The organism is Pseudomonas sp. 86_A, assembly GCF_017491705.1.
Classification (GTDB): Bacteria; Pseudomonadota; Gammaproteobacteria; order Pseudomonadales; family Pseudomonadaceae; genus Aquipseudomonas; species Aquipseudomonas koreensis.
Genome location: NZ_JAFGYS010000008.1, coordinates 160,669 through 181,912 on the forward strand (window position 1 = coordinate 160,669; position 21,244 = coordinate 181,912).

A 21,244-nucleotide genomic window follows, 5' to 3' on the forward strand; every position below is an offset into this window, starting at 1 on the left:
AGCGCTATGGAATTCACGATTCAACACTTTATTGCGCTTGCGCCACTGTTGATCACCAGCCTCACCATTATCGTGGTGATGCTGGCAATCGCCTGGCGCCGCAACCACTCGCAGACCTTTCTGATCTCGGTCGCCGGTCTGAACCTGGCCTTGCTGTCGATCCTGCCAGCCCTGAAAGTCGCGCCTCTGGCCGTGACCCCATTGCTGCAGATCGACACCTTCGCCTGCCTGTACATGGCGCTGATCCTGGTCGCCACCCTCGCCTGTGTCACCCTCGCCCACGCCTACCTCGGCGATGGCGGTTCGGGTTACCCGGGCAACCGTGAAGAGCTGTACCTGCTGATCCTGATGGCCGCCGCCGGTGGCCTGGTTCTGGTCAGCGCGCAGCACCTGGCCGGTTTGTTCATCGGTCTGGAACTGCTGTCGGTGCCGGTCTACGGTCTGGTGGCTTACGCCTTCTTCAACAAGCGTTCGCTGGAAGCCGGCATCAAGTACATGGTGCTGTCGGCCGCCGGTTCCGCGTTCCTGCTGTTCGGTATGGCGCTGCTGTACGCGGACGCCGGCACCCTGAGCTTCAACGGTATCGGTCAGGCCCTGGCTGCGACTGGCCTGCCTAGCTCGCTGGCGCAGTTGGGCCTGGGCATGATGCTGATCGGTCTGGCGTTCAAGCTGTCGCTGGTGCCGTTCCACCTGTGGACGCCGGACGTCTACGAAGGTGCTCCGGCACCGGTCGCTGCGTTCCTCGCCACTGCGTCCAAGGTTGCGGTGTTTGCGGTGATGGTGCGTCTGTTCCAGATCTCCCCTGCTGCCAGCAGCGGCGTACTGAGCGACGTGCTGAGCGTGATCGCCGTCGCCTCGATCCTGTTCGGTAACCTGCTGGCCCTGACCCAGAGCAACCTCAAGCGTCTGCTCGGTTACTCGTCCATCGCGCACTTCGGCTACCTGCTGATCGCACTGGTGGCGAGCAAGGGTCTGGCGGTGGAAGCCATCGGCGTGTACCTGGTTACTTATGTGATCACCAGCCTCGGCGCGTTCGGCGTGATCACCCTGATGTCCTCGCCGTACAACGGCCGTGACGCCGACGCCCTGTACGAGTACCGCGGCCTGTTCTGGCGCCGTCCGTACCTGACCGCCGTACTGACCGTGATGATGCTGTCCCTGGCCGGTATCCCGCTGACCGCGGGCTTCATCGGCAAGTTCTACATCATCGCTACCGGTGTCGAATCGCACCAATGGTGGCTGGTCGGCTCCCTGGTACTGGGCAGCGCCATCGGCGTGTTCTACTACCTGCGTGTGATGGTCACCCTGTACCTGATCGAGCCAAACCTGCGTCGCCACGACGCCCAGCTGCACTGGGAACAGAAGGCAGGCGGCGTGATGCTGCTGGCCATCGCCCTGGTTGCGTTCTTCCTGGGTGTGTACCCGCAGCCATTGCTGACTCTGGTTCAGCAGGCGGGTCTGGCGGGCTGATTGCTCCGCTGGCTGGAAACGGAAACGGCACCTTCGGGTGCCGTTTTTGTTTTACGGATTCTATGCAGCAACAAATAACCTGTGGCGAGGGAGCTTGCTCCCGCTGGGACGCGAAGCGGCCCCGCTGTTCAGCTGAGAAGCGGGGACTGCTACGCAGTCCAGCGGGAGCAAGCTCCCTCGCCACAATGGCATCACAGTGTCTTCACCATTGGCACGCAGGCCAGTTGCAAACCTGAAGGCGACTGATAAACCGCACTCCCCTCCCCGATGTAACCGCAGCGCCGGTAAAAATCGACAGCGTTCAATGTCGCGTCCAGACACACCTCTGCCAGCCCCAGCTCCCGCGCCAGATCTTCGAGAAAGAACAGAACACGCTTGCCCAGCCCACGCTGCATGAAATCCGGGCGGATGAAGATTGCGCCGATTTCACGCTGCTCCAGATCAAGCATTCCAGTTGCCACAGGTTCACCCTCAGTGCAGACCAGATAGAAGTGCTTTGCCATGAGCGTGTCGTAACCGTCCTCAGCCGAGCCCTTGGTCCAGTCGTGCATTTGCTGCTCGGTGTAAGCACCGATGCATTGATGCCTGATCGCCAAGCGTCGTATGTCGAATGCGGTTTGGGCGTCATTCGCGGTGGCTCTTCTGATGTCGAACATTCCTCTCTCCATGAGCCATGTACGGACGGGCAATGAAAAAGCCCCGTCCATTTCTGGCGGGGCTTTGGGTACACGTCAAATGACAAACACGTATGACCTTATGGCCCGCCTGAAGCGGTCATAGAGGAGCACATCATGTTCATTCGGTGGTGGGCAGTCATGATCGGATAGTGCTGTGGATTGTTCCGGCACGTCAATCGCGAAGTTTCTTCGCTACTCAATTGAACGTTCTTACCACGCTGGTCGATTCGTCCTACAGGTCTTTTTACGACCGTTGTCTACCGTTAAAAAAGGGACGGAAAGGACGGCCTAGAGGCCTTGACCGATTCGATTATCGAGACAACACTATACGTAGGTAGCGTACAGAACATGGATGCTCTTTTTGTAGAGTTACGTATGTTTCAGAAATACCGAAACGATTATCTGGACGACGATCTATTTCGGAGCTTTCAACTGGAGTTGCTTAAAAACCCCGAAGCGGGCGATCTGATCGAGGGTACAGGTGGGCTGCGCAAGATTCGCTTCTGCGATCAACGACGAGGCAAGGGCAAGCGCAGCGGATTACGGGTGATTTACTACTGGTGGTCCGGTTTCAACCAATTCTGGCTGTTCACTGTGTATAGCAAAGACGAGCAAACCGACCTCTCGCCTGCTCAGAGAAAACTGTTCAAACAAACTCTGGATACAGAAATCAACACGAGATCCCACTATGAAACGTGACATTTTTTCCGAATTGATGGATGGCCTCGAAGCTCTGGCAGAAGAGCGCGAGGGCAAAATTACGTTGCGCACACACAGGGTTCAGTTACCGAAACTGGTACCCATCACTGCCGAGGAAGTGGTAGCCATCCGCCAACAGCTCAACCTATCGCGGTCTGTGTTCGCCATGTACCTGCGCACCAACACTCGAACTCTGGAAAACTGGGAGCAAGGACGAGCAACGCCCAATGCTCAGGCCACGACCCTGATCCGTCTGGTCGAGCGTTTTCCGCAGACTATCGAACAACTCGCAGCCCTGACCTGATATTCAAGGCCTTCGCTCCATCCACATGACGAAATTGTAATTCCCCCATCACCTTGGCGTTATCCGCAGCTTGTAACGATGTCACCCGGCGACCAATGCCGGCGGGCCTTTGCCCGTCGAACAATAAAACTTACGCCGACGCACGTTCCCGTTCTGCCGAACCCAAGGAGTGTTTGATGGTTAACCCTACAAAAATATCGATGGCCGCTTTTGCGGTGGTGGTCGGCTCAGGGCCGTCCATGGTGTTTGCAGAAGACAAGCCCGAGGGCTTTGTCGAAGGCAGCAGCCTGACGGTGCTCAACCGTAACTTCTACTTCAATCGTGATCACCGCAACGGCCAGTCCAGCCCCACCGGCAACGGCTATTCCGAAGCCTGGGCGCATGCGGTCATCAGCAAGTTCGAATCCGGTTTCACCCAAGGCACCGTCGGGGTCGGTGTCGATGCGTTTGCCATGATCGGCTTGAAACTCGACACCGGTGACGGGCGTAATGGCGGGCGCAGTTCGTTCGATGTGTTGCCGGTCAACAGCGACGGCCAGGCGCGGGACGAATACACCAAGTTTGGCGGCGCCGCCAAAGTGCGGGCGTTCGATACCGTGGTCAGGGTCGGTGATGTGTTCCCGGCCAACCCGGTGGTGGCGGCCGGTGACTCGCGTCTGCTGCCGGAAAGCTTTCGCGGGGTGACGGCGACCAACACCAGCATCGAGGGTCTGTCGGTGCAGGGCGGGCGTTTGCATGCGATGAGCCAGCCGGTGTCCAGCGACATGCGCGAGAACTTCGCCACGTTCTACGCCGGCCCGGTCAATTCGCCATGGATCGCTTACGGCGGCGGCGATTATGCGCTTAACAAAAATCTCAGTTTCAGCCTGTACTCCAGTCGCCTCAAGGATGCGTGGAATCAGTACTACGCCGGCACTGCCTGGACCTACCCGCTGTCCGATGATCTGTCGCTGTTCGGTGGCCTGAACTATTACAAGGCGGTCGACGAGGGCAAACAACTGCTCGGCCAGTTCGACAACAACATCTGGAGCGGCCGCGTCGGCGTGAAACTCGGCGCGCACTCCGTCGCCCTCTCCCACCAGCGCAACAACGGTAATGACGACTTCGACTACCTGCGTCAGTCCGACTCGATCTTCCTCGACAACTCGATCCAGTACAGCGACTTCAACTCGCCGAAAGAACGTTCGTGGATGGTGCGCTACGACCTCGACATGAGCACTTACGGCGTGCCCGGTCTGTCATTCATGACCCGTTACGCACGCGGCACCGACGCCGATTACTCCAACGCCAACGCCGTGTACATGCGCCGCGATGCCGAGGGCAATCCGCTGACCGACCAGAAGCGCTGGGAGCGCGATATCGAGGTCAAGTACGTGGTGCAAAGCGGTTCGATGAAAGACCTGTCGCTGCGCTTGCGCCAGGCCACTACTCGCGCCACGGCGTTTGAGTCCGATCTGGATGAAGTGCGGGTGATTGTCGAATACCCGTTGGCGATTCTCTGAGTTTCCCGAGCAATACCATTCACCTTTAGAAGCTCCTTGCTCCTTTGGTCAGAGGTGAATTTTTTGGCGTCCTTCGGGGCGCCTTTTTTATGTCCGGACTTTACTCGGTCACTGTAGGAGTGAGCCTGCTCGCGATGGCGGTGGGCCAGTCGATGAAGATGTTGGCTGTACCGACGCTATCGCGAGCAAGCTCACTCCTACAAGAGTTATGCGGTGGGATCTACGTTATCCAGCGCCTTGTTCACCGCCAGTTCGCCGAGCATGACGACCTGCGCAATACCGAGCAGGGTCTTGCGATGCGTACCCTCCAGCAACGCGGCGAAGTCGCCGAGCATCACCGTGGCCGAGGCCAGGGACTCGCAGGCATTGGCCAGCAGGGATTCGGTGTCGGCGTCGGGGTTGACCAGGAACAGCGCGTTGGCGGTGTAGGGCGTGGCCATGATGGGCGGTGCGGGGTTGAGGTAGTAGTCGAGGGCGCGCTCGGCGGCTTCGTGGAGTTTATGGGTGTCGACTGAAATGTAGGGGGATGCGGGGTCAGCGTCTGTTAACGCAGTTGCTTCGGGGGGATTGGGGGTTGGCTTTTTCATGGTGTATCTCCAGTCTTGCGGTGGAGCTGGCCCATTCGGTTCCACGCGAAGGGTGGCAGCTGTACGCAGGTTGGAACCCGGGGACCAGAAAACCCGGCAGACTTGAAGTCTCCCGCGCACAGCCGCCATAACAGAGTGCACACCACGAAGGTGCGCAAGCATACGTCATGAAAGCCACTTTTGCGCTTTCTGGGTCCCGGGGTTCCAATCCCGATCGCTGATTTGGCAGCGACCCACACAGGCTAGAGAGCGGACGTCCGACGGACAACCTGAAAACATTGTGGGAAGGTTCCGCTTTTCCCACACAACCTTTAAACATTCCGAATCTAAATACAGATCGTGATTTTGCAAAAACGCCCCTGTAGGAGCTGCCGAAGGCTGCGATCTTTTGGCTTTGACTTTAAAGATCAAGATCAAAAGATCGCAGCCTTCGGCAGCTCCTACAGGGGGGCGACAATTCAGGCGGGCTAGCCACCGCTGTTACGGCACACGCCCGCCACGCTGTACTTGAGCGTATTGAGCTGCCCTTTGGAATCCTCGTAAGTCATGGCGGTCGGGACCACCGAGCAACCTGGCGGCGGCTTCACCACGCTGACGATCTTCACCACATCGAGCTTCATGCCGTATTCGAACTCCTTGACCACCGGCGCCGCTTTGCCACGCGCCGCCGCGTATTGCTCCATGGCTTTGGCATTGGCGCTGAAGGCGCGCTCGAAAGTACGGTCACCGCCGCCTTCGGCCAATGCATTCACCGACATCGCCATGACACCGGCGAAGGTCATCCATTTGATCAACTGCATGTTTAGTCCTCCTTAAAAAAGCCCGGCATCGGCACACGACAACGGGCTTGTTCCAGTGCGCCGGGCTTACAGGTCTTTGGTCTTGTCGTCTTTCTTTTCATTGACGACTACCGGGTCGCGGGCCTGCTCTTTAGCGACGAACAGCTCTACGGCGCGGTCGTTGGCACTCATCATGCGGTCGAAGGTGCGGTCACCGCCGCCTTCGGCCATGGCCAGGGACGACAGCATCAGGGCGGCTGCGAAGGTGCTCAGTGGGGCGAATTTCATCGTTGATTCCTCGTTTAAGTAGCTGACGGGATCAAGGTAACAAGGTGAACCTATCGTGACGGTGGCGGGGGAATTACAGATTCGTAATGTGAACACGCTGGAAAATCTGCAGGCCTGAAAAGTAACTGTGGCGAGGGAGCTTGCTCCCGCTGGGGCGCGCAGCGGCCCTCGCTTTTCATTTGGAAAAGCGCGGCCTGCTGCGCAGTCCAGCGGGAGCAAGCTCCCTCGCCACAGGGGTTCTGTTCACAGTCAGGTAGGGACGGAGTCCTCATCCCGGCGATGGGCGAGTTGGTAAAGCGCCGGCAATATCAGCAGCGTGAGGATCGTGGAGGACAGGATTCCGCCGATCACCACCGTCGCCAACGGGCGCTGCACTTCCGCACCCGTGCCGGTCGCCAGCGCCATCGGGATAAAGCCTAACGACGCCACCAGCGCGGTCATCAACACCGGGCGCAAACGCGTCAATGCACCTTCGTTAATTGCATCCGCAAGCGACCGCCCCTCCTCGCGCAAATTACGAATAAACGCAATCATCACCAAGCCGTTCAACACCGCCACCCCGGACAACGCGATAAACCCGACACCCGCCGAAATCGACAACGGAATGTCCCGCAGCCACAGCGCCATCACCCCGCCGGTCAACGCAAACGGAATCCCGGTAAACACCAGCAAACCGTCCTTCAAATTGTTGAACATCATGAACAGCAGCCCGAATACCAGCAGCAACGCCACCGGCACCACAATCTGCAGACGCTTGGCCGCCGATTGCAGTTGTTCAAACTGGCCGCCCCAACTGGTCCAGTAACCGGCCGGGACTTGCACATCACGCTCGATCACCTCACCGGCCTCGCTGACAAACGAACCAATGTCACGCCCACGCACGTTGGCGCTGACGATCACCAGACGCTTGCCGTTTTCGCGGCTGACCTGGTTCGGCCCGAGCAACAGGTCGAGGCTGGCGACGTCCTTCAACGCGATAAAACCGATCTGATTCGCCGCGCCGCTCAGCGCCGGCACCGGAATCAGCAGCTCCGACAAGCCATCAATGTCCTTGCGCATGGCGTCGGACAAGCGCACCACCATGTCAAAGCGCCGGTCACCCTCGTACAAGGTGCCGGCCTGACGCCCGCCCACGGCTACGGCAATGGTGTCCTGCACATCACCGACGTTGAGCCCGTAACGTGCCGCTTTATCGCGATCAATGTTGATGGTCAGCACCGGCAACCCGGTAGTTTGTTCGACCTTGACCTCGGACGCGCCGTTGACCTTCTGCAGCGCCGCCGCGATCTTCGCTGCCGTGGCATTGAGCACGTCCATGTCGTCACCGAACACCTTCACCGCGACATCGCTGCGCACACCGGAGATCAGTTCGTTGAAGCGCAGCTGGATCGGCTGTGACAGTTCATAGTTGCTGCCCGGCAGCGTCGCGGCGGCGGCTTGCAGTTCGGCCATCAGGGTTTCCCGGGACTTGCCTGGGTCTGGCCACTGATCCTTGGGCTTGAGCATCACGTAGCTGTCGGAGATGTTCGGCGGCATCGGATCGGAGGCGATTTCGGCGGTGCCGGTGCGGGCAAAGACGCGTTCGACTTCCGGCACTTTCGTCAGAATCAACGTCTCCAGACGCTGCTGCATGTCCACCGATTGCGTCAGGCTGGTGCCCGGCACGCGCAGCGCTTGCAGGGCAAAATCCCCTTCACTGAGGCTCGGCACAAACTCGCTGCCCATGCGGCTGGTGAGCACGCCGCTGAGCACAATCACGGCCAATGCCGCACCAACGGCGACAGCGCGATGCGACATCACCCAGGCCAGCGCCGGTGCATAAACGCGACGTGCGCCGCGCATCACCGCGCCCTCTTCTTCCTTGACCTTGCCAGTCACGAACAGCGCAATCGCCGCTGGAACAAAAGTCACCGAAAGCAACATGGCACCGAGCAACGCAATCACTACAGTGAACGCCATCGGGTGGAACATTTTCCCTTCGACGCCGCTCAGGGCGAAGATCGGCAGGTACACCACCATGATGATCAACTGGCCAAAAATCAGCGGTCGCCGCGCCTCTTTGGCTGCGGCAAAGACTTCCTTGAAACGTTCGGCGCGGGTCAGCAAACGCCCGTGATGCTGCTGCGCATGGGCCAAACGGCGCAAGGTGTTTTCGACGATCACCACCGCGCCGTCGACGATGATGCCGAAGTCCAGCGCGCCGAGGCTCATCAGGTTGGCGCTGACCTTGTTGCTGAACATGCCAGTAAAGGTGAACAGCATCGACAGCGGAATCACCATCGCAGTGATCAACGCCGCGCGAATGTTGCCGAGGAACAGGAACAGAATCGCAATCACCAGGATCGCGCCTTCGATGAGGTTCTTTTTCACCGTGGCGATGGCCTTGTCGACCAGGTGCGTGCGGTCGTACACCGGCACGGCGATCACCCCTTGCGGCAGGGATTTGTTGATCTGTTCGAGCTTGCTGGCGACCGCTTGCGAGACCGTGCGACTGTTCTCGCCGATGAGCATGAACACCGTGCCCAGCACCACTTCACGGCCGTTTTCAGTGGCCGCGCCGCTGCGCAGTTCGCGGCCGATGTCCACGGTGGCAACGTTCTTCACCCGGATCGGCGTGCCGTCGACATTGGCCATGACGATGTTGGCGATGTCCTCGGTGCTCGCCACTTGCCCCGGCGCACGGATCAGCAACTGCTCGCCGCTGCGCTCGATGTAACCGGCGCCGACGTTGGCGTTGTTGCGCTCCAGCGCCGTGATCAGATCGGTGAGCGTGAGTTTGTACGCAGCGAGGCGTTTTGGGTCCGGCGCAATCTGATATTCCTTGGCAAACCCGCCGATGGTGTTGATCTCGGCGACGCCCGGCACGTTGCGCAATTGCGGCTTGATGATCCAGTCCTGTATCACCCGCAGATCAGTCGGTGAGTAGGGCGTGCCGTCCTCCTTCAGTGCGCCCTCCTTGGCTTCGACCGTCCACAGGAAAATCTCGCCGAGGCCGGTGGAAATCGGCCCCATCACCGCTTCCGCGCCTTCGGGCAATTGCTCCTTGGCGATCTGCAGACGTTCGTTGACCAATTGGCGGGCGAAGAACAGGTCGGTGCCGTCCTTGAAGATCACCGTGACTTGCGACAGCCCGGAGCGCGACAGCGAACGGGTCTGCTCCAGCGCCGGCAGACCGGCCATCGCGGTTTCAATCGGGAAGGTGATGCGCTGCTCGGTTTCCAGCGGCGAGAACCCGGCGGCGCCGGTGTTGATCTGCACCTGGACGTTGGTGATGTCGGGCACGGCGTCGATCGGCAGTTTTTGATAACTGGCGATGCCGAGCCCGGCCATGAGCAGAACGGCGAGCAGGACGATGATGCGCTGCTCGATGGCAAACTGGATCAGGCGTTCGAACATGAGGACCTTCCAGGATTAATGGCTGTGCTCGGCTGAGGCTTTGCCCAGCTCCGACTTGAGGACAAAGCTGCCGGCGCTGGCGACTTGCACGTCTGCTTCCAGCCCTTGGATGACTTCCACGTGGCCGGCTGCGCGGCTGCCCAGCTCGACGGCCTGCGCCTTGAAACCGTCAGCGGTACGCACGAACACCGTGGGTTTGTCCTCGACGGTCTGGATCGCGGTTTCCGGCACGGCGACTTGCGCTTCGCGGCTGTCGGTCGCCACCCGTGCGCTGACGAACAGTCCGGGGCGCCATGAGCCCTGCGGGTTTTCCAAGGTGACGCGAACGGTCGCGGTGCGGGTTTGTTCGCCGAGCAGACTGCCGACGTAAGCCACGCTGCCGGTGACTTGCGCGTTCAATTCCGGCGCGCTGACGGTCACCGGTTTACCCACCTGCACCCTGGTCAGATCCTTGGGCGAGACGCCGAACGTGACCCACACCCGGGACAAGTCCGAAAGGGTAAACGCGGCCGTGGTTTCATCGACCACCTCCCCCGGTGTCAGGTGTTTTTCCACCACCACGCCGTCGAACGGTGCGCGCAGTTCGTAGCGATTGCCACCGGTGGCGACCACGCTGCCGCTGAGCACACTGATTTTCTGCCGGGCGTTGTTCATGGCGATTTCCACCTCTTCCAGCGCCTGCTTCGCCTGGAGGAAATCCTGCTCGGCGGAGATCTTGTCCTGCCACAGTTTTTTCTCGCGCTCGTAGGTGGTGCGCGCCAACGCCAGGCGACGTTGCGCGGCCGCCTGTTCGCTGCGCTGATCGGAGATCTGCTGACTGGCGATCACCGCCAGCAACTGGCCCTTTTTCACCGGTTGCCCGAGGTTGACCGCCACCGACTCGACCACCCCCGGCACGCGCGGCACCACGTGCGCGGTACGGTCTTCGTCGAAGCGCACTTCGCCGGGGAACGACAGGCCGAGACTGATGCTCTGCGCCCGCGCCTCGGCCAGTTGAATGCCCGCCGCCGCGATCTGCTCGGCGCTCAGTTCAATGTGCCCTTCTTCAGCATGTTCGCCTTCGGCCGCAGCGCCCTCTTCGGCGTGATCCGCATGCTCGGACGCCTCATCGGCGTGGGCGTCGATATTTGAGTGGGCCGGCCACATCGAGCCGATGCCAATGCCCAGCGCCAAGGTCGCCACCGCGACCACCATCAGTTTTTTATCCATGGAAACTCCTCTGCGCCAAGCCATCGCGCAGTTGTCTGAAAGGTGAAATTCAAGGGCTGACGCTGAGGTCGCCGAAGATCCGTTCGAGGCGCACGCGGGCGTCGGTCGCCTCGCTGACGGCCTGGATGTATTGGCTGCGCGCGGCGATCAGGGTGCGCTGGGCGTCGAGCACATCGAGGAAGCCGAACTTGCCCATTTCGAAACCGCGGGTGGCACTGTCCACCGCACTTTGCGCGGCGGGCAGGATGGTCTGGTTGAAGGCTTTGACTTCGCCGTTGGCGGTCTGCCATTGCTCGAGGCTGGTCTGGACTTCGCTGCGCAAACGCAGTTCGGTGGCATTGCGCAGGTCCCGCGCCTGATCGGTTCTGCGTGCGGCGGCAAGGACGTTGCCTTGATTACGGTTGAACAGCGGAATCGGCATCGACAGCCCGACCACGTTGACCCGCTCGCGCTCGGTCTCGCTGTACTGGCTGCCGATGCTCACGGTCAGGTCGGGAATGCGCTGGGACTTTTCCAGGCCCAGCGACGCTTCGCGCTGGTCGATCTGCAGCGTGGCCAGGCGCAGCTCAGCAGTCTCGTTCAGACGCTCGAGCAACCGACTGGGTGGTGGCGCGCTGGCGAGGTTTTGCGTGGCAGCCTGCACGTTGGTCGAGGTCGGCAACGGTGCGCCCATGACCTGCGCCAGCTGCTGATACGCGTTGGCCTGATCGCGCTCGGCGCGGCTCACTTCCAGGCGCACTTCAGAAAGCTGCACTTGCGCCCGCGTGCCTTCGACCGGCGACGATTTACCGGCCTCGATGCGCCCTTGGGCCACACGCAAACCGTGCTCGGCCAGTTGCAGCGACTGGCGCGACAGCTGCAGACGTTGCTGCGCAGTTTGCGCGCTGTTGAATGCCTGAATCACATCGGCGCGCAAGGCATTGCGCTTGCGCTCCAGCTCGATGCCGGCGGCGTCCTGCGCGCGGCTGGCAACATCGATCCGTGCGCCGCGTTTGCCGCCCAGTTCAATCGGCTGGCTGAGCATCAGCGTGGTGGTGCGCGAGTTGCGCCGGGTGTCTTCAGCCTCCCATGAGACTTCGGGGTTGGGGATCAGCCCGGCCTGCTGGCGATCGCCCTCGGCAATGCCGATTTCCCACTGCGCGGCGGCGAGATCCGGGTTGCCGGCGAAGGCGCTTTGCAGCGCCTGATCCAGGGTCAGGGTCGAGGCACTGGCAAGGCTGCTGCACGCCAACAACAAGAGGCCGCTGGCGGTTTTGTTCAGGCGTGATCGCGCCGTCAGTTGTATTAAACCGGGCAATGGAGGACTTCCTTTTATCAAGAATCTTTGATTGCGCCACGGTAGGGTTTTGAACTTATCGACAAGGTGACTGGAAGATTACAAATCCGTTATTCACGGTTTGCCGAAGTTGTTTTGTTTTAGGATGCGAAGTGCTAGCGGTGTTATTGCAATACATGGAAACAAATGCGGGTTAGTTGTCTGCCGAACAACACTTGTGTGAAGCGAATTCATGCATTTTTTGTGGATCGCACTGCGACCGACTGTCGCAGAGCACTGGCTTAGAGCGTTTTGTCGTTGACCCTGTAGCCGCTACAACCTTTATTGTGCCGCCTCCCCTCACCCCAGCCCTCTCCCGGAGGGAGAGGGAGCTGACCGAGATGTCTGACGTTATCTATCGACCTGTTAAATCAAGTCGATTATGGATTCAGTAAATTTGTTTCACGTCGGCGTAGTTCTGAAATAATCCGCGCTCAGTCCCCTCTCCCTCCGGGAGAGGGTTAGGGTGAGGGGCCGCCTTAATTAAATATCCATTAAATAAAAGTGGTGAAAGATCATGCGAATCCTTGTCGTCGAGGACGAGCTTAAAGCTGCCGAATACTTGCATCAGGGTTTGACCGAAAGTGGTTATATCGTTGACCACGCCGTGAATGGCGCCGACGGTTTGCACTTGGCGCAACAACAGGTGTATGACCTGATCATTCTCGACGTGAATCTGCCGGAACTCGACGGCTGGGGCGTGCTGGAACAACTGCGCCGCACCCACTCAACGCGGGTGATGATGCTCACCGCGCGCGGGCGCCTGGCGGACAAGATTCGCGGTCTGGATCTGGGCGCTGACGACTACCTGGTCAAGCCGTTCGAGTTTCCCGAACTGCTGGCGCGGGTCCGCACGCTGATGCGCCGCAGCGAAAACATTCCGCTGCCGCAGGTGCTGAAAGTGGCCGATCTGGAACTCGACCCGGGCCGCCATCGGGCGTTTCGTGGCGCGCAGCGTATCGACCTGACCACCAAGGAATTTGCCCTGCTGCACTTACTGATGCGCCAGTCCGGCGAGGTGCTGACTCGCACGCAGATCATCTCGCTGGTGTGGGACATGAATTTCGACTGCGACACCAACGTGGTCGAAGTGTCGATCCGCCGGCTACGGGCGAAAATCGACGACCCGTTCGACCACAAACTGATCCACACCCTGCGCGGTGTCGGCTACGTGCTGGAGGCGCGGGAATGAAGCCGGCCAGTTTGTCGATGCGCCTGGGTCTGACGGTAAGTACGCTCGGCGCCTTGCTGGTGGTGTTTCTGGCGATCCTCGCGTATTTCGCCCTGACCCATGAGCTGAATGCGCTGTCGCGCGACAGCCTGCAAAAGAAGATGGCGCAGGTCGAGCACAGCCTGTCGCTGTACGTCGATGCCAATGAAGTCAGTGGCAAGCCGCACATTCTGCTCGATCAGGTCATGGGCCACGACAACCTGACGCTGACGATTTATGACCGCGCGAATCAACGTTCGCCGCTGCTCAAATCCGGTTCCGGGTTGAAGGATCCGCGTGCGGAAATGCGGGCGGTGCGCGCCGCCACCGATGAGTTAGCCTACAGCGACAGCAGCGATGCCGAAGGGGCGAAATTCCTCACGGCGTCGAAGCTGATTCGGCTCAAGGATGGCAACAGCCTGCCGGTGCTGCTGTCGATGGATAACGCGCATGACCAGGCGCTGCTCAGTGCTTATCTGCGCTCGACGCTGATTGCCTTGCCGCTGCTGCTGGTGTTCATCGGCCTCACGGCATGGGGCGCGGTGCAGCGCGGACTGGCGCCGATGCGCGAGTTTCGCAAAGTCGCGGCGATGGTCTCGACCCAGGACCTGGACCATCGGCTGTCGGTGGTGAACATGCCGCAGGAGTTGAGCGAACTGGCCCAAGGCATCAACTTCATGCTGCATCGGCTGGATGCCGGGGTGCAGCAGTTGTCGCAGTTCTCCGATGACCTGGCGCATGAACTGCGCACGCCGATCAACAACCTGATGGGCAAGGCGCAGGTGACCTTGTCCCGCGAGCGCACCACCGAGGAATACAAGGACGTGCTGGTGTCCTGCACCGAGGAACTGGAGCGCGTGGCGCGGATTGTCTCGGACATGCTGTTTCTCGCGCAGGTCAGTCATCCGTCGGCGCTGGCGCCGTTTGAGTCGGTGGCGCTGGAGGTTGAAGCGGCGAAGGTCGCGGAGATGTTTTCGTTGTCGGCACAGGACAAGCAGATTCACTTGAACGTTGTTGGTAGCGCATCGGTGTTGGGCGATCGACTGATGATTCAACGGGCGATTTCCAATCTGTTGTCCAACGCGCTGCGCCATTGCCCGAACGGTAAAACCATCACCTTGCTGATCGAACAAGGCGCGACGCAGGCGTCACTGCTGGTGAGCAATCCCGGCGCCGGCATCGAGGCGCAACACCTGCCGCACCTGTTCGACCGCTTCTACCGCGTCGACAGCGCCCGCTCGCGCTCGCAGGGCAGCACCGGGCTGGGGCTGGCGATCGTGCGCTCGATCATGAGCCTGCACCAGGGGGTGGCGGAGGTGAAAAGCTTGCCCGGCGTCATGACCGTATTCCGCCTTGGTTTTCCTGCGGTGACACCCACGGCCCCATCGCTTACAGGCAATTCAAGCATGAAAGTGGCATTGAGCGATGTCCTGTAGGAGCTGCCGCAGGCTGCGATCTTTTGCCTTGGCCTTTGAAGATCAGGATCAAAAGATCGCAGCCTGCGGCAGCTCCTACAGGGATCGGGGTGTTTTTGAGTTTTGTGAACACCGCTGAAACCTGTAGGAGTGAGCCTGCTCGCGATAGCGGTAAATCGGCCAGCAAAAAAAACGGCACCTCACGGTGCCGTTTGCCTTTCACACTTCAGCTTTTACTTACGCGCATCCGCCCACGATTTCAGCAGTTCGTTGTAGCTCACGGTCTCGCCCTTCGGCTTCTCGTTAGCCAGTTTCGGTTTCGGTGCACCCGGTTGGTCGAACCAGTATTGCGCGTCGCGTTCCGGGTTCATTTTCGGTGCGCACACCGCCTGGGCCTTCGAACGCTCGAGACGCGTCATGATCGCGTCCTGATCCTTGGCCAGGCCATCCAGCGCCTGCTGCGGGGTTTTCTCGCCGCTGGCCGCTTCGGCGATATGGCTCCACCACAGTTGCGCCAGACGCGGATAGTCCGGCACGTTGGTCCCGGTCGGGGTCCATTGCACGCGGGCCGGGCTGCGGTAGAACTCGACCAGGCCACCGAGTTTCGGCGCCAGATCGGTCATCGCCTGCGAGTTGATGTCCGACTCGCGGATCGGCGTCAGGCCGACGATGGTTTTCTTCAGCGACACGGTTTTCGAGGTCACAAACTGCGCGTACAGCCACGCGGCCAGCTTCTGTTTCTCAGGCGTGGATTTCATGAATGTCCACGACCCCACGTCCTGATAGCCGAGCTTCATGCCCTCTTCCCAATACGGCCCGCGCGGCGACGGCGCCATGCGCCATTTCGGCGTGCCGTCGGCGTTGACCACCGGCAGGCCCGGTTTGGTCATGTCGGCGGTGAACGCGGTGTACCAGAAGATTTGCTGGGCGATGTTGCCCTGCGACGGCACCGGGCCGGACTCGGAGAAGGTCATGCCCGCCGCTTCCGGTGGCGCGTAGGCCTTGAGCCAGTCGACGTATTTCTGCGTGGCAAACACTGCCGCCGGGCCGTTGGTGTCACCACCGCGGGTCACGCTGGAGCCGACCGGATGGCAGTCCTCGACGCGAATCCCCCACTCGTCCACCGGCAAGCCGTTGGGCAGGCCTTTGTCGCCGCCACCGGCCATGGAGAACCAGGCATCGGTGAAACGCCAGCCCAGCGACGGGTCTTTCTTGCCGTAGTCCATGTGCCCGTAGACGCGCTTGCCGTCGATTTCCTTGACGTCTTCGCTGAAGAATTTGGCGATGTCTTCATAGGCCGACCAGTTCACCGGCACGCCGAGTTCGTAGCCGTACTTTTCCTTGAACTTGGCTTTCAGGTCGGCGCGTTCGAACCAGTCGGCACGGAACCAGTACAGGTTGGCGAACTGCTGGTCAGGCAGCTGATAAACCTTGCCGTCCGGCGCGGTGGTGAACGAGATGCCGATGAAGTCCTTGATGTCGAGGGTCGGCGAGGTGAAGTTCTTGCCCTCGTTGGCCATCAGGTCGGTGATCGATTCGGTCTTGCCGTAGCGAAAGTGTGTACCGATCAGGTCCGAATCGTTGACCCAGCCGTCATAGATGTTTTTGTCCGACTGCATCACCGTCTGCATTTTTTCCACCACGTCGCCTTCTTGCAGCAGGTCGTGGGTGAGCTTGATCCCGGTGATTTCGGTGAAGGCCTTGGCCAGCACCTTGGACTCGTATTCGTGGGTGGTCAGGGTCTCGGAAACCACTTTGATTTCCATGCCGCGAAACGGCTCGGCGGCCTTGATGAACCACTTCAATTCTTCGAGCTGCTGATCCGCCGTCAGGGTCGACGGTTTGAATTCACTGCCGATCCATTTTTTCGCAGCGTCTTCGTAGGCATCGGCCCAAGCAGATGCGCTCAAACCGCTGAGTGCCAGCATGGCTGCCAATGAAATGCTATGTCGCAGCTTATTGTTTTTGTCGAACATAGAGACCTCCAGTTTGAGTTACGGAGCACGATTGCCGAGCGACTCGACTAGCCCCAGCGCATCACAACCAACAGCCACACCAGAGACAGCGCGGACGCCACCCAGATGCTCCAGTCGGTGACGCCGATTACCAGCAGATGCAGGTAGGCGCTGCCGAGAAGACCGATAAACAAGCGATCGCCACGGGTGGTGGCAATCGGCAGAAACCCTCGCCGCAGGATGCTCGGCGAGCGCAATTCCCAGGTGGTCATGCCCACCAGCAACAGGCCGATGGCGATAAAGAACCCCGCCGTGGGTGTGGTCCAGCTCATCCATTCCATCATGCGTTCCTCAGACCCGACCGAGGGCAAAGCCCTTGGCCACGTGGTTGCGAACAAACCAGATCACCAGCATGCCCGGCAGAATGGTCAACACCCCCGCCGCCGCCAGCACGCCCCAGTCGATGCCCGAGGCCGACACCGTGCGCGTCATCACCGCCGCGATCGGCTTGGCGTTGACCGAGGTCAGCGTGCGCGCCAGCAACAATTCGACCCAGGAAAACATGAAGCAGAAAAACGCCGTGACGCCGATCCCGGAGCCGATCAGCGGGATGAAAATCTTCACGAAGAACTTGGGGAAACTGTAGCCGTCGATATAGGCAGTTTCGTCGATTTCCTTGGGCACACCGGACATGAAGCCTTCCAGAATCCACACCGCCAGCGGCACGTTGAACAGGCAATGCGCCAGCGCCACGGCGATGTGCGTGTCGAACAGCCCGATCGACGAATACAACTGAAAGAACGGCAGCAAAAACACCGCCGGTGGCGCCATGCGGTTGGTCAGCAGCCAGAAAAACAGGTGCTTGTCGCCGAGAAAACGATAGCGGGAAAACGCATAGGCCGCCGGAAGCGCCACACTCAGCGAGATCACCGTGTTCAGGCTGACGTAATACAGCGAGTTGAGATAGCCGGTGTACCAGCTCGGGTCGGTGAAGATCACCTTGTAGTTGTGCCAGGTGAACTCCTGAGGGAACAGCGTCAGGCCGCCGAGGATTTCGGTGTTGCTCTTGAACGACATGTTCAGCAGCCAGTAGATCGGCACCAGCAGGAACAGGATGTAGATCAGCAACGGAATAAGCTTTCTTTTGCTCATGGCCGGGCCTCAGCGGTTGGCGTCGGAGTGCGTCATGGCGGTGTAGAACAGCCAGGACACCAACAGAATGATCAGGAAGTACACCAGCGAAAACGCCGCTGCCGGACCGAGGTCGAATTGCCCTACAGCCATCTGCGTCAACGTCTGACTCAAAAAGGTCGTGGCATTGCCCGGCCCGCCGCCGGTGAGCACGAACGGCTCGGTGTAGATCATGAAACTGTCCATGAAGCGCAGCATCACCGCGATCAGCAGCACGCTTTTCAGCTTCGGCAACTGAATGTGGCGGAACACCGCCCAGGCCGAGGCGCGGTCGATGCGCGCGGCCTGGTAATACACGTCGGGAATCGCGCGCAGCCCGGAGAAACACAGCAACGCCACCAGCGAGGTCCAGTGCCAGACGTCCATCACCAGCACCGTGACCCAGGCGTCCATGGTGTTGGCCGCATAGTTGTAGCTGATGCCCATGGCATTGAGGCTCGAACCCAGCAAGCCGATGTCGGCGCGGCCGAAGATCTGCCAGATGGTGCCGACCACGTTCCACGGAATCAGCAGTGGAATCGCCAGGATGATCAGCACCACCGACGACCAGCGGCCCTTGGTCGGCATGGTCAGGGCAACCGCAATGCCCAGCGGGATTTCGATCAGCAGCACGCACGCCGAGTAGATGAACTGGCGCAGCAGCGAGTCATGCAGACGCGGGTCGAGCAGCACCTGCTTGTACCAGTCAGCGCCGACGAAGTAGCGGCTGGACTGGTCGAAGATGTCCTGCACCGAGTAGTTGACCACGGTCATCATCGGGATCACCGCGCTGAACGCCACCAGCAGAAACACCGGCAACACCAGCCACCAGGCCTTGTTGTTCTGCACCTTGTTCATGGCTGCACCTCGGTAGAGTCGGTGTCTTCCAGCAGGAATTCGTCGGCATAAACCATCAGCCACTGCGCCGGAAAACTGATGTACGCGGTGCCCTGCGGCACCGGTTTGTCTTCCGTCAGGCGCACCTTCAGCGGCGCGCCATCGAGGTCGAGGGTGAGGATCTTGTAGGTGCCGAGGTCTTCGACGTGTACGACCTTGGCCTGCATCGCCTCGTCAAAAGGCTCGTCCCACACATGAATGAATTCCGGGCGGATGCCGACCTTCAGATTTTTCCACTGCCCATGTTCGATATGCCGCTGCAGGGCGTCGGACAGTGGCAGGTGCGTCGAGGCGAAACCGACCCCGCCCGGCTGCGGCTGCACCTCGATCAGGTTCATCCCCGGGCTGCCGATGAAGTAGCCGACAAAGGTGTGGCTCGGCCGCTCGAACAATTCCCGGGGCGTGCCGAACTGCACGATCTGGCCGCCGTACATCACGGCGATCTTGTCGGCGAAGGTCGAGGCTTCCAGTTGGTCGTGGGTGACGTAGACCATGGTGATGTTGAACTGCTCGTGAATCTGCTTGAGCTTGCGCCGCAGCTTCCACTTCAGGTGCGGGTCGATCACCGTCAGCGGCTCGTCGAACAGGATCGCCGAAACGTCGTCGCGCACCAGGCCACGGCCCATGGAGACTTTCTGTTTTTCGTCGGCGGTCAGGTTGCGCGCCTTCTTGCTCAGCAGGTTTTGCAGGTCGAGGACCTCGGCGATTTCCTGCACCTTGCTGTGCACTTTCGCCTCGGCCATGCCCTGATTTCTCAGGGGGAAAGCGAGGTTGTCGAACACGGTCATGGTGTCGTAGACCACCGGGAACTGGAACACCTGGGCGATGTTGCGTTTCTCTGGCGTGAGATCGTTGACCGCTTTGCCGTCGAACAACACGTGGCCCTGCGAGGGGCTGAGCAGGCCGGAAATGATGTTGAGCAAGGTCGACTTGCCGCAACCCGACGGCCCGAGCAGCGCATAGGCGCCGCCCTGCTCCCAGATGTGATCCATCTCGCGGATCGCATAATCCTCAGGCCCGCTCGGCTGCTTGCTGTAGCTGTGAGCGAGGTGCTGCAAACGGATTTCGGCCATCAGGCAACCCTCGCGACACGCCGGCCCGGTGCCTGCACCAGACGACCCTGCGCATCGAACACGAACAGTTTATGGGTCGGGATGTAGATGCGGATCGGCGCATCGACGTCGTATTCGTGAACCCCCGGCAGGTGCAGCACCAACAGAAAATGCTCGTTGCGCACGTGCAGAAAGGTTTCCGAACCGCTGATCTCCGCCACTTCGACGGTGACCGCCAGTTCCAGATCGTCATCGTTGCTCGGCACCAGCGAGATATGGCTGGGGCGCACGCCAAAACGGAACTCGCCCTCACCCACCGGGCGCAGGTCGACGTTCAATGGAAAGTGCACGAAATTGGCGAAGCTGACTTCGTTGCCGGCAATGCGCCCGGGCATCAGGTTGATCGGCGGCTCGGAGAACAGCTCGGCGGCCAGCACCGTTTGCGGCTGGTGGTAAACCGAGGTCGACGGGCCGCTCTGGATCACCCGGCCTTCGTGAAGAATGGTGGTGGTGCCGCCCAGCGCCAACGCTTCGTTGGGTTCAGTGGTGGCGTAGATCGCGATGGTGTGGCGCAACTTGAACAACTCGCGCATTTCCTGGCGCAGTTCTTCGCGCAACTTGTAGTCGAGGTTGACCAGTGGCTCGTCGAACAGGATCAGCTCGGCATCCTTGACCAGCGCCCGGGCCATCGCCGTGCGCTGCTGCTGGCCACCGGAAAGCTCAAGCGGATAACGCTGCAGAAACTTCTCGATGCGCAGCATCCGTGCGGTTTCCTGCACCTTGCTGTGGATGATCTCTTTCGACACACCGGCCTGGCGCAACGGCGAGGCGATGTTCTCGAACACAGTCATGGTCGGGTAATTGATGAACTGCTGATAAACCATTGACACGTTGCGCAGGCGCACCGGGCGCTGGGTGACGTCGACGCCGTTCATCAGGATGCGGCCGCTGTCGGGCTTGTCCAGACCGGCCATCAGACGCATGAGGCTGGTCTTGCCGGACAGCGTGCGGCCGAGCAGGACGTTGAAGGATCCGGGTTCGAATTTCAGGCAGGCATCGTCGATCCAGGTCTGGCCCTCGACGGTGCGGCTGACGTGCTCCAGGGTGAGTGACATGGCTCGGCCTTTTTATTATTGGAGTCAAGCGACCTGTGCAGCAGAGCGACATTCGTGCCAGAAATGGCAAGTGGTTGATTTGTGGCGAAAAGTGCCGAAAACGCAGGGAATGGGCGTTCATTGCTGAACACATTTGAACAGTTGGTCGATTGACAATGAACAATAGTGAACAACACTCTATGAACGCTTTTTGCCCGGATTTCG

The 21,244-nt window shown here is 60.2% G+C and carries 19 protein-coding genes; 6 read left to right on the plus strand and 13 right to left on the minus strand.

All coding sequences use genetic code 11. The features are described 5' to 3' along the window. The first annotated feature begins 6 nt into the window (after positions 1-6). Positions 7-1,470: an NADH-quinone oxidoreductase subunit NuoN gene (gene nuoN / locus J5M57_RS14135; protein WP_169840612.1), complete on the plus strand. Its 1,464-nt coding sequence runs from the start codon at positions 7-9 to the stop codon at positions 1,468-1,470. Between the two features lie 191 nt (positions 1,471-1,661). Here the strand turns inward: nuoN and J5M57_RS14140 are convergent, their stop codons facing one another. Then, on the minus strand, positions 1,662-2,126 hold the full coding sequence (locus J5M57_RS14140; RefSeq protein WP_207849645.1) for a GNAT family N-acetyltransferase: 465 nt from the start codon (positions 2,124-2,126) through the stop codon (positions 1,662-1,664). 369 nt (positions 2,127-2,495) lie between these two features. Here J5M57_RS14140 and J5M57_RS14145 point away from each other — a divergent pair, with 369 nt between their 5' ends. The 3 genes from J5M57_RS14145 to J5M57_RS14155 all read left to right on the plus strand — a co-directional run bounded on the left by J5M57_RS14145 (position 2,496) and on the right by J5M57_RS14155 (position 4,652). Beyond that, the gene (locus tag J5M57_RS14145) at positions 2,496-2,846 is read left to right on the plus strand and encodes a toxin (protein ID WP_207849721.1); all 351 of its coding nucleotides are present in this window, start codon (positions 2,496-2,498) and stop codon (positions 2,844-2,846) included. Next, positions 2,836-3,150 carry a transcriptional regulator gene (locus J5M57_RS14150; RefSeq protein ID WP_083366309.1) on the plus strand — a complete coding sequence of 105 codons (315 nt, stop codon included), beginning with the start codon at positions 2,836-2,838 and terminating at the stop codon, positions 3,148-3,150. Before J5M57_RS14145 ends, J5M57_RS14150 begins: the two co-directional genes overlap by 11 nt. Before the next feature lie 176 nt (positions 3,151-3,326). Further along, the gene (locus tag J5M57_RS14155; RefSeq protein ID WP_207849646.1) at positions 3,327-4,652 is read left to right on the plus strand and encodes an OprD family porin; all 1,326 of its coding nucleotides are present in this window, start codon (positions 3,327-3,329) and stop codon (positions 4,650-4,652) included. A gap of 206 nt (positions 4,653-4,858) precedes the next feature. Here the strand turns inward: J5M57_RS14155 and J5M57_RS14160 are convergent, their stop codons facing one another. The 6 genes from J5M57_RS14160 to J5M57_RS14185 form a co-directional block, all read right to left on the minus strand. Further along, positions 4,859-5,239, minus strand: a complete 381-nt coding sequence (locus J5M57_RS14160; RefSeq protein WP_169840613.1) for a DUF6124 family protein — start codon at positions 5,237-5,239, stop codon at positions 4,859-4,861. 467 nt (positions 5,240-5,706) lie between these two features. Continuing rightward, positions 5,707-6,039: a DUF2790 domain-containing protein gene (locus J5M57_RS14165; RefSeq protein ID WP_207849647.1), complete on the minus strand. Its 333-nt coding sequence runs from the start codon at positions 6,037-6,039 to the stop codon at positions 5,707-5,709. A 66-nt stretch (positions 6,040-6,105) separates the two neighbouring features. After that, the gene (locus J5M57_RS14170; protein ID WP_064586991.1) at positions 6,106-6,306 is read right to left on the minus strand and encodes a co-regulatory protein PtrA N-terminal domain-containing protein; all 201 of its coding nucleotides are present in this window, start codon (positions 6,304-6,306) and stop codon (positions 6,106-6,108) included. A gap of 249 nt (positions 6,307-6,555) precedes the next feature. Further along, positions 6,556-9,702: a CusA/CzcA family heavy metal efflux RND transporter gene (locus tag J5M57_RS14175; RefSeq protein ID WP_207849648.1), complete on the minus strand. Its 3,147-nt coding sequence runs from the start codon at positions 9,700-9,702 to the stop codon at positions 6,556-6,558. 15 nt (positions 9,703-9,717) lie between these two features. Then, positions 9,718-10,911: an efflux RND transporter periplasmic adaptor subunit gene (locus tag J5M57_RS14180; protein ID WP_207849649.1), complete on the minus strand. Its 1,194-nt coding sequence runs from the start codon at positions 10,909-10,911 to the stop codon at positions 9,718-9,720. A 49-nt stretch (positions 10,912-10,960) separates the two neighbouring features. Then, complete coding sequence (locus J5M57_RS14185) at positions 10,961-12,208, minus strand: TolC family protein (protein ID WP_207849650.1); 1,248 nt, start codon at positions 12,206-12,208, stop codon at positions 10,961-10,963. A 535-nt stretch (positions 12,209-12,743) separates the two neighbouring features. On the opposite strand from J5M57_RS14185, the gene J5M57_RS14190 reads away from it, so the two are divergent. Further along, positions 12,744-13,418 carry a heavy metal response regulator transcription factor gene (locus J5M57_RS14190; protein WP_064586987.1) on the plus strand — a complete coding sequence of 225 codons (675 nt, stop codon included), beginning with the start codon at positions 12,744-12,746 and terminating at the stop codon, positions 13,416-13,418. Further along, complete coding sequence (locus J5M57_RS14195; RefSeq protein WP_207849651.1) at positions 13,415-14,872, plus strand: heavy metal sensor histidine kinase; 1,458 nt, start codon at positions 13,415-13,417, stop codon at positions 14,870-14,872. The genes J5M57_RS14190 and J5M57_RS14195 overlap by 4 nt, the downstream gene beginning before the upstream one ends. Positions 14,873-15,084: 212 nt before the next feature. Here the strand turns inward: J5M57_RS14195 and J5M57_RS14200 are convergent, their stop codons facing one another. Genes J5M57_RS14200 through J5M57_RS14225 form a run of 6 tightly spaced genes read right to left on the minus strand, consistent with a single transcriptional unit; the run spans position 15,085 to position 21,040 of the window. Next, positions 15,085-16,827: an ABC transporter substrate-binding protein gene (locus tag J5M57_RS14200; protein WP_064586985.1), complete on the minus strand. Its 1,743-nt coding sequence runs from the start codon at positions 16,825-16,827 to the stop codon at positions 15,085-15,087. Positions 16,828-16,874: 47 nt separating this feature from the next. Beyond that, positions 16,875-17,147 carry a DUF2160 domain-containing protein gene (locus tag J5M57_RS14205; protein ID WP_027614647.1) on the minus strand — a complete coding sequence of 91 codons (273 nt, stop codon included), beginning with the start codon at positions 17,145-17,147 and terminating at the stop codon, positions 16,875-16,877. Between the two features lie 10 nt (positions 17,148-17,157). Further along, the gene (locus J5M57_RS14210) at positions 17,158-17,958 is read right to left on the minus strand and encodes a carbohydrate ABC transporter permease (RefSeq protein WP_007961997.1); all 801 of its coding nucleotides are present in this window, start codon (positions 17,956-17,958) and stop codon (positions 17,158-17,160) included. Positions 17,959-17,967: 9 nt separating this feature from the next. Further along, on the minus strand, positions 17,968-18,834 hold the full coding sequence (locus J5M57_RS14215) for a sugar ABC transporter permease (protein WP_007912484.1): 867 nt from the start codon (positions 18,832-18,834) through the stop codon (positions 17,968-17,970). Beyond that, entirely contained in the window at positions 18,831-19,946 is a 1,116-nt protein-coding gene (locus tag J5M57_RS14220) for an ABC transporter ATP-binding protein (protein ID WP_207849652.1), read from the minus strand. Before J5M57_RS14220 ends, J5M57_RS14215 begins: the two co-directional genes overlap by 4 nt. Then, the gene (locus J5M57_RS14225; protein WP_064586983.1) at positions 19,946-21,040 is read right to left on the minus strand and encodes an ABC transporter ATP-binding protein; all 1,095 of its coding nucleotides are present in this window, start codon (positions 21,038-21,040) and stop codon (positions 19,946-19,948) included. Before J5M57_RS14225 ends, J5M57_RS14220 begins: the two co-directional genes overlap by 1 nt. Positions 21,041-21,244: the final 204 nt, after the last annotated feature.

Coding starts and splice junctions, on each gene's coding strand:
- nuoN (WP_169840612.1), top strand. CDS start 7: ATGGAATTCACGATTCAACACTTTATTGCGCTTGCGCCACTGTTGATC.
- J5M57_RS14140 (WP_207849645.1), bottom strand. CDS start 2,126: ATGTTCGACATCAGAAGAGCCACCGCGAATGACGCCCAAACCGCATTC.
- J5M57_RS14145 (WP_207849721.1), top strand. CDS start 2,496: ATGGATGCTCTTTTTGTAGAGTTACGTATGTTTCAGAAATACCGAAAC.
- J5M57_RS14150 (WP_083366309.1), top strand. CDS start 2,836: ATGAAACGTGACATTTTTTCCGAATTGATGGATGGCCTCGAAGCTCTG.
- J5M57_RS14155 (WP_207849646.1), top strand. CDS start 3,327: ATGGTTAACCCTACAAAAATATCGATGGCCGCTTTTGCGGTGGTGGTC.
- J5M57_RS14160 (WP_169840613.1), bottom strand. CDS start 5,239: ATGAAAAAGCCAACCCCCAATCCCCCCGAAGCAACTGCGTTAACAGAC.
- J5M57_RS14165 (WP_207849647.1), bottom strand. CDS start 6,039: ATGCAGTTGATCAAATGGATGACCTTCGCCGGTGTCATGGCGATGTCG.
- J5M57_RS14170 (WP_064586991.1), bottom strand. CDS start 6,306: ATGAAATTCGCCCCACTGAGCACCTTCGCAGCCGCCCTGATGCTGTCG.
- J5M57_RS14175 (WP_207849648.1), bottom strand. CDS start 9,702: ATGTTCGAACGCCTGATCCAGTTTGCCATCGAGCAGCGCATCATCGTC.
- J5M57_RS14180 (WP_207849649.1), bottom strand. CDS start 10,911: ATGGATAAAAAACTGATGGTGGTCGCGGTGGCGACCTTGGCGCTGGGC.
- J5M57_RS14190 (WP_064586987.1), top strand. CDS start 12,744: ATGCGAATCCTTGTCGTCGAGGACGAGCTTAAAGCTGCCGAATACTTG.
- J5M57_RS14195 (WP_207849651.1), top strand. CDS start 13,415: ATGAAGCCGGCCAGTTTGTCGATGCGCCTGGGTCTGACGGTAAGTACG.
- J5M57_RS14200 (WP_064586985.1), bottom strand. CDS start 16,827: ATGTTCGACAAAAACAATAAGCTGCGACATAGCATTTCATTGGCAGCC.
- J5M57_RS14205 (WP_027614647.1), bottom strand. CDS start 17,147: ATGGAATGGATGAGCTGGACCACACCCACGGCGGGGTTCTTTATCGCC.
- J5M57_RS14210 (WP_007961997.1), bottom strand. CDS start 17,958: ATGAGCAAAAGAAAGCTTATTCCGTTGCTGATCTACATCCTGTTCCTG.
- J5M57_RS14215 (WP_007912484.1), bottom strand. CDS start 18,834: ATGAACAAGGTGCAGAACAACAAGGCCTGGTGGCTGGTGTTGCCGGTG.
- J5M57_RS14220 (WP_207849652.1), bottom strand. CDS start 19,946: ATGGCCGAAATCCGTTTGCAGCACCTCGCTCACAGCTACAGCAAGCAG.
- J5M57_RS14225 (WP_064586983.1), bottom strand. CDS start 21,040: ATGTCACTCACCCTGGAGCACGTCAGCCGCACCGTCGAGGGCCAGACC.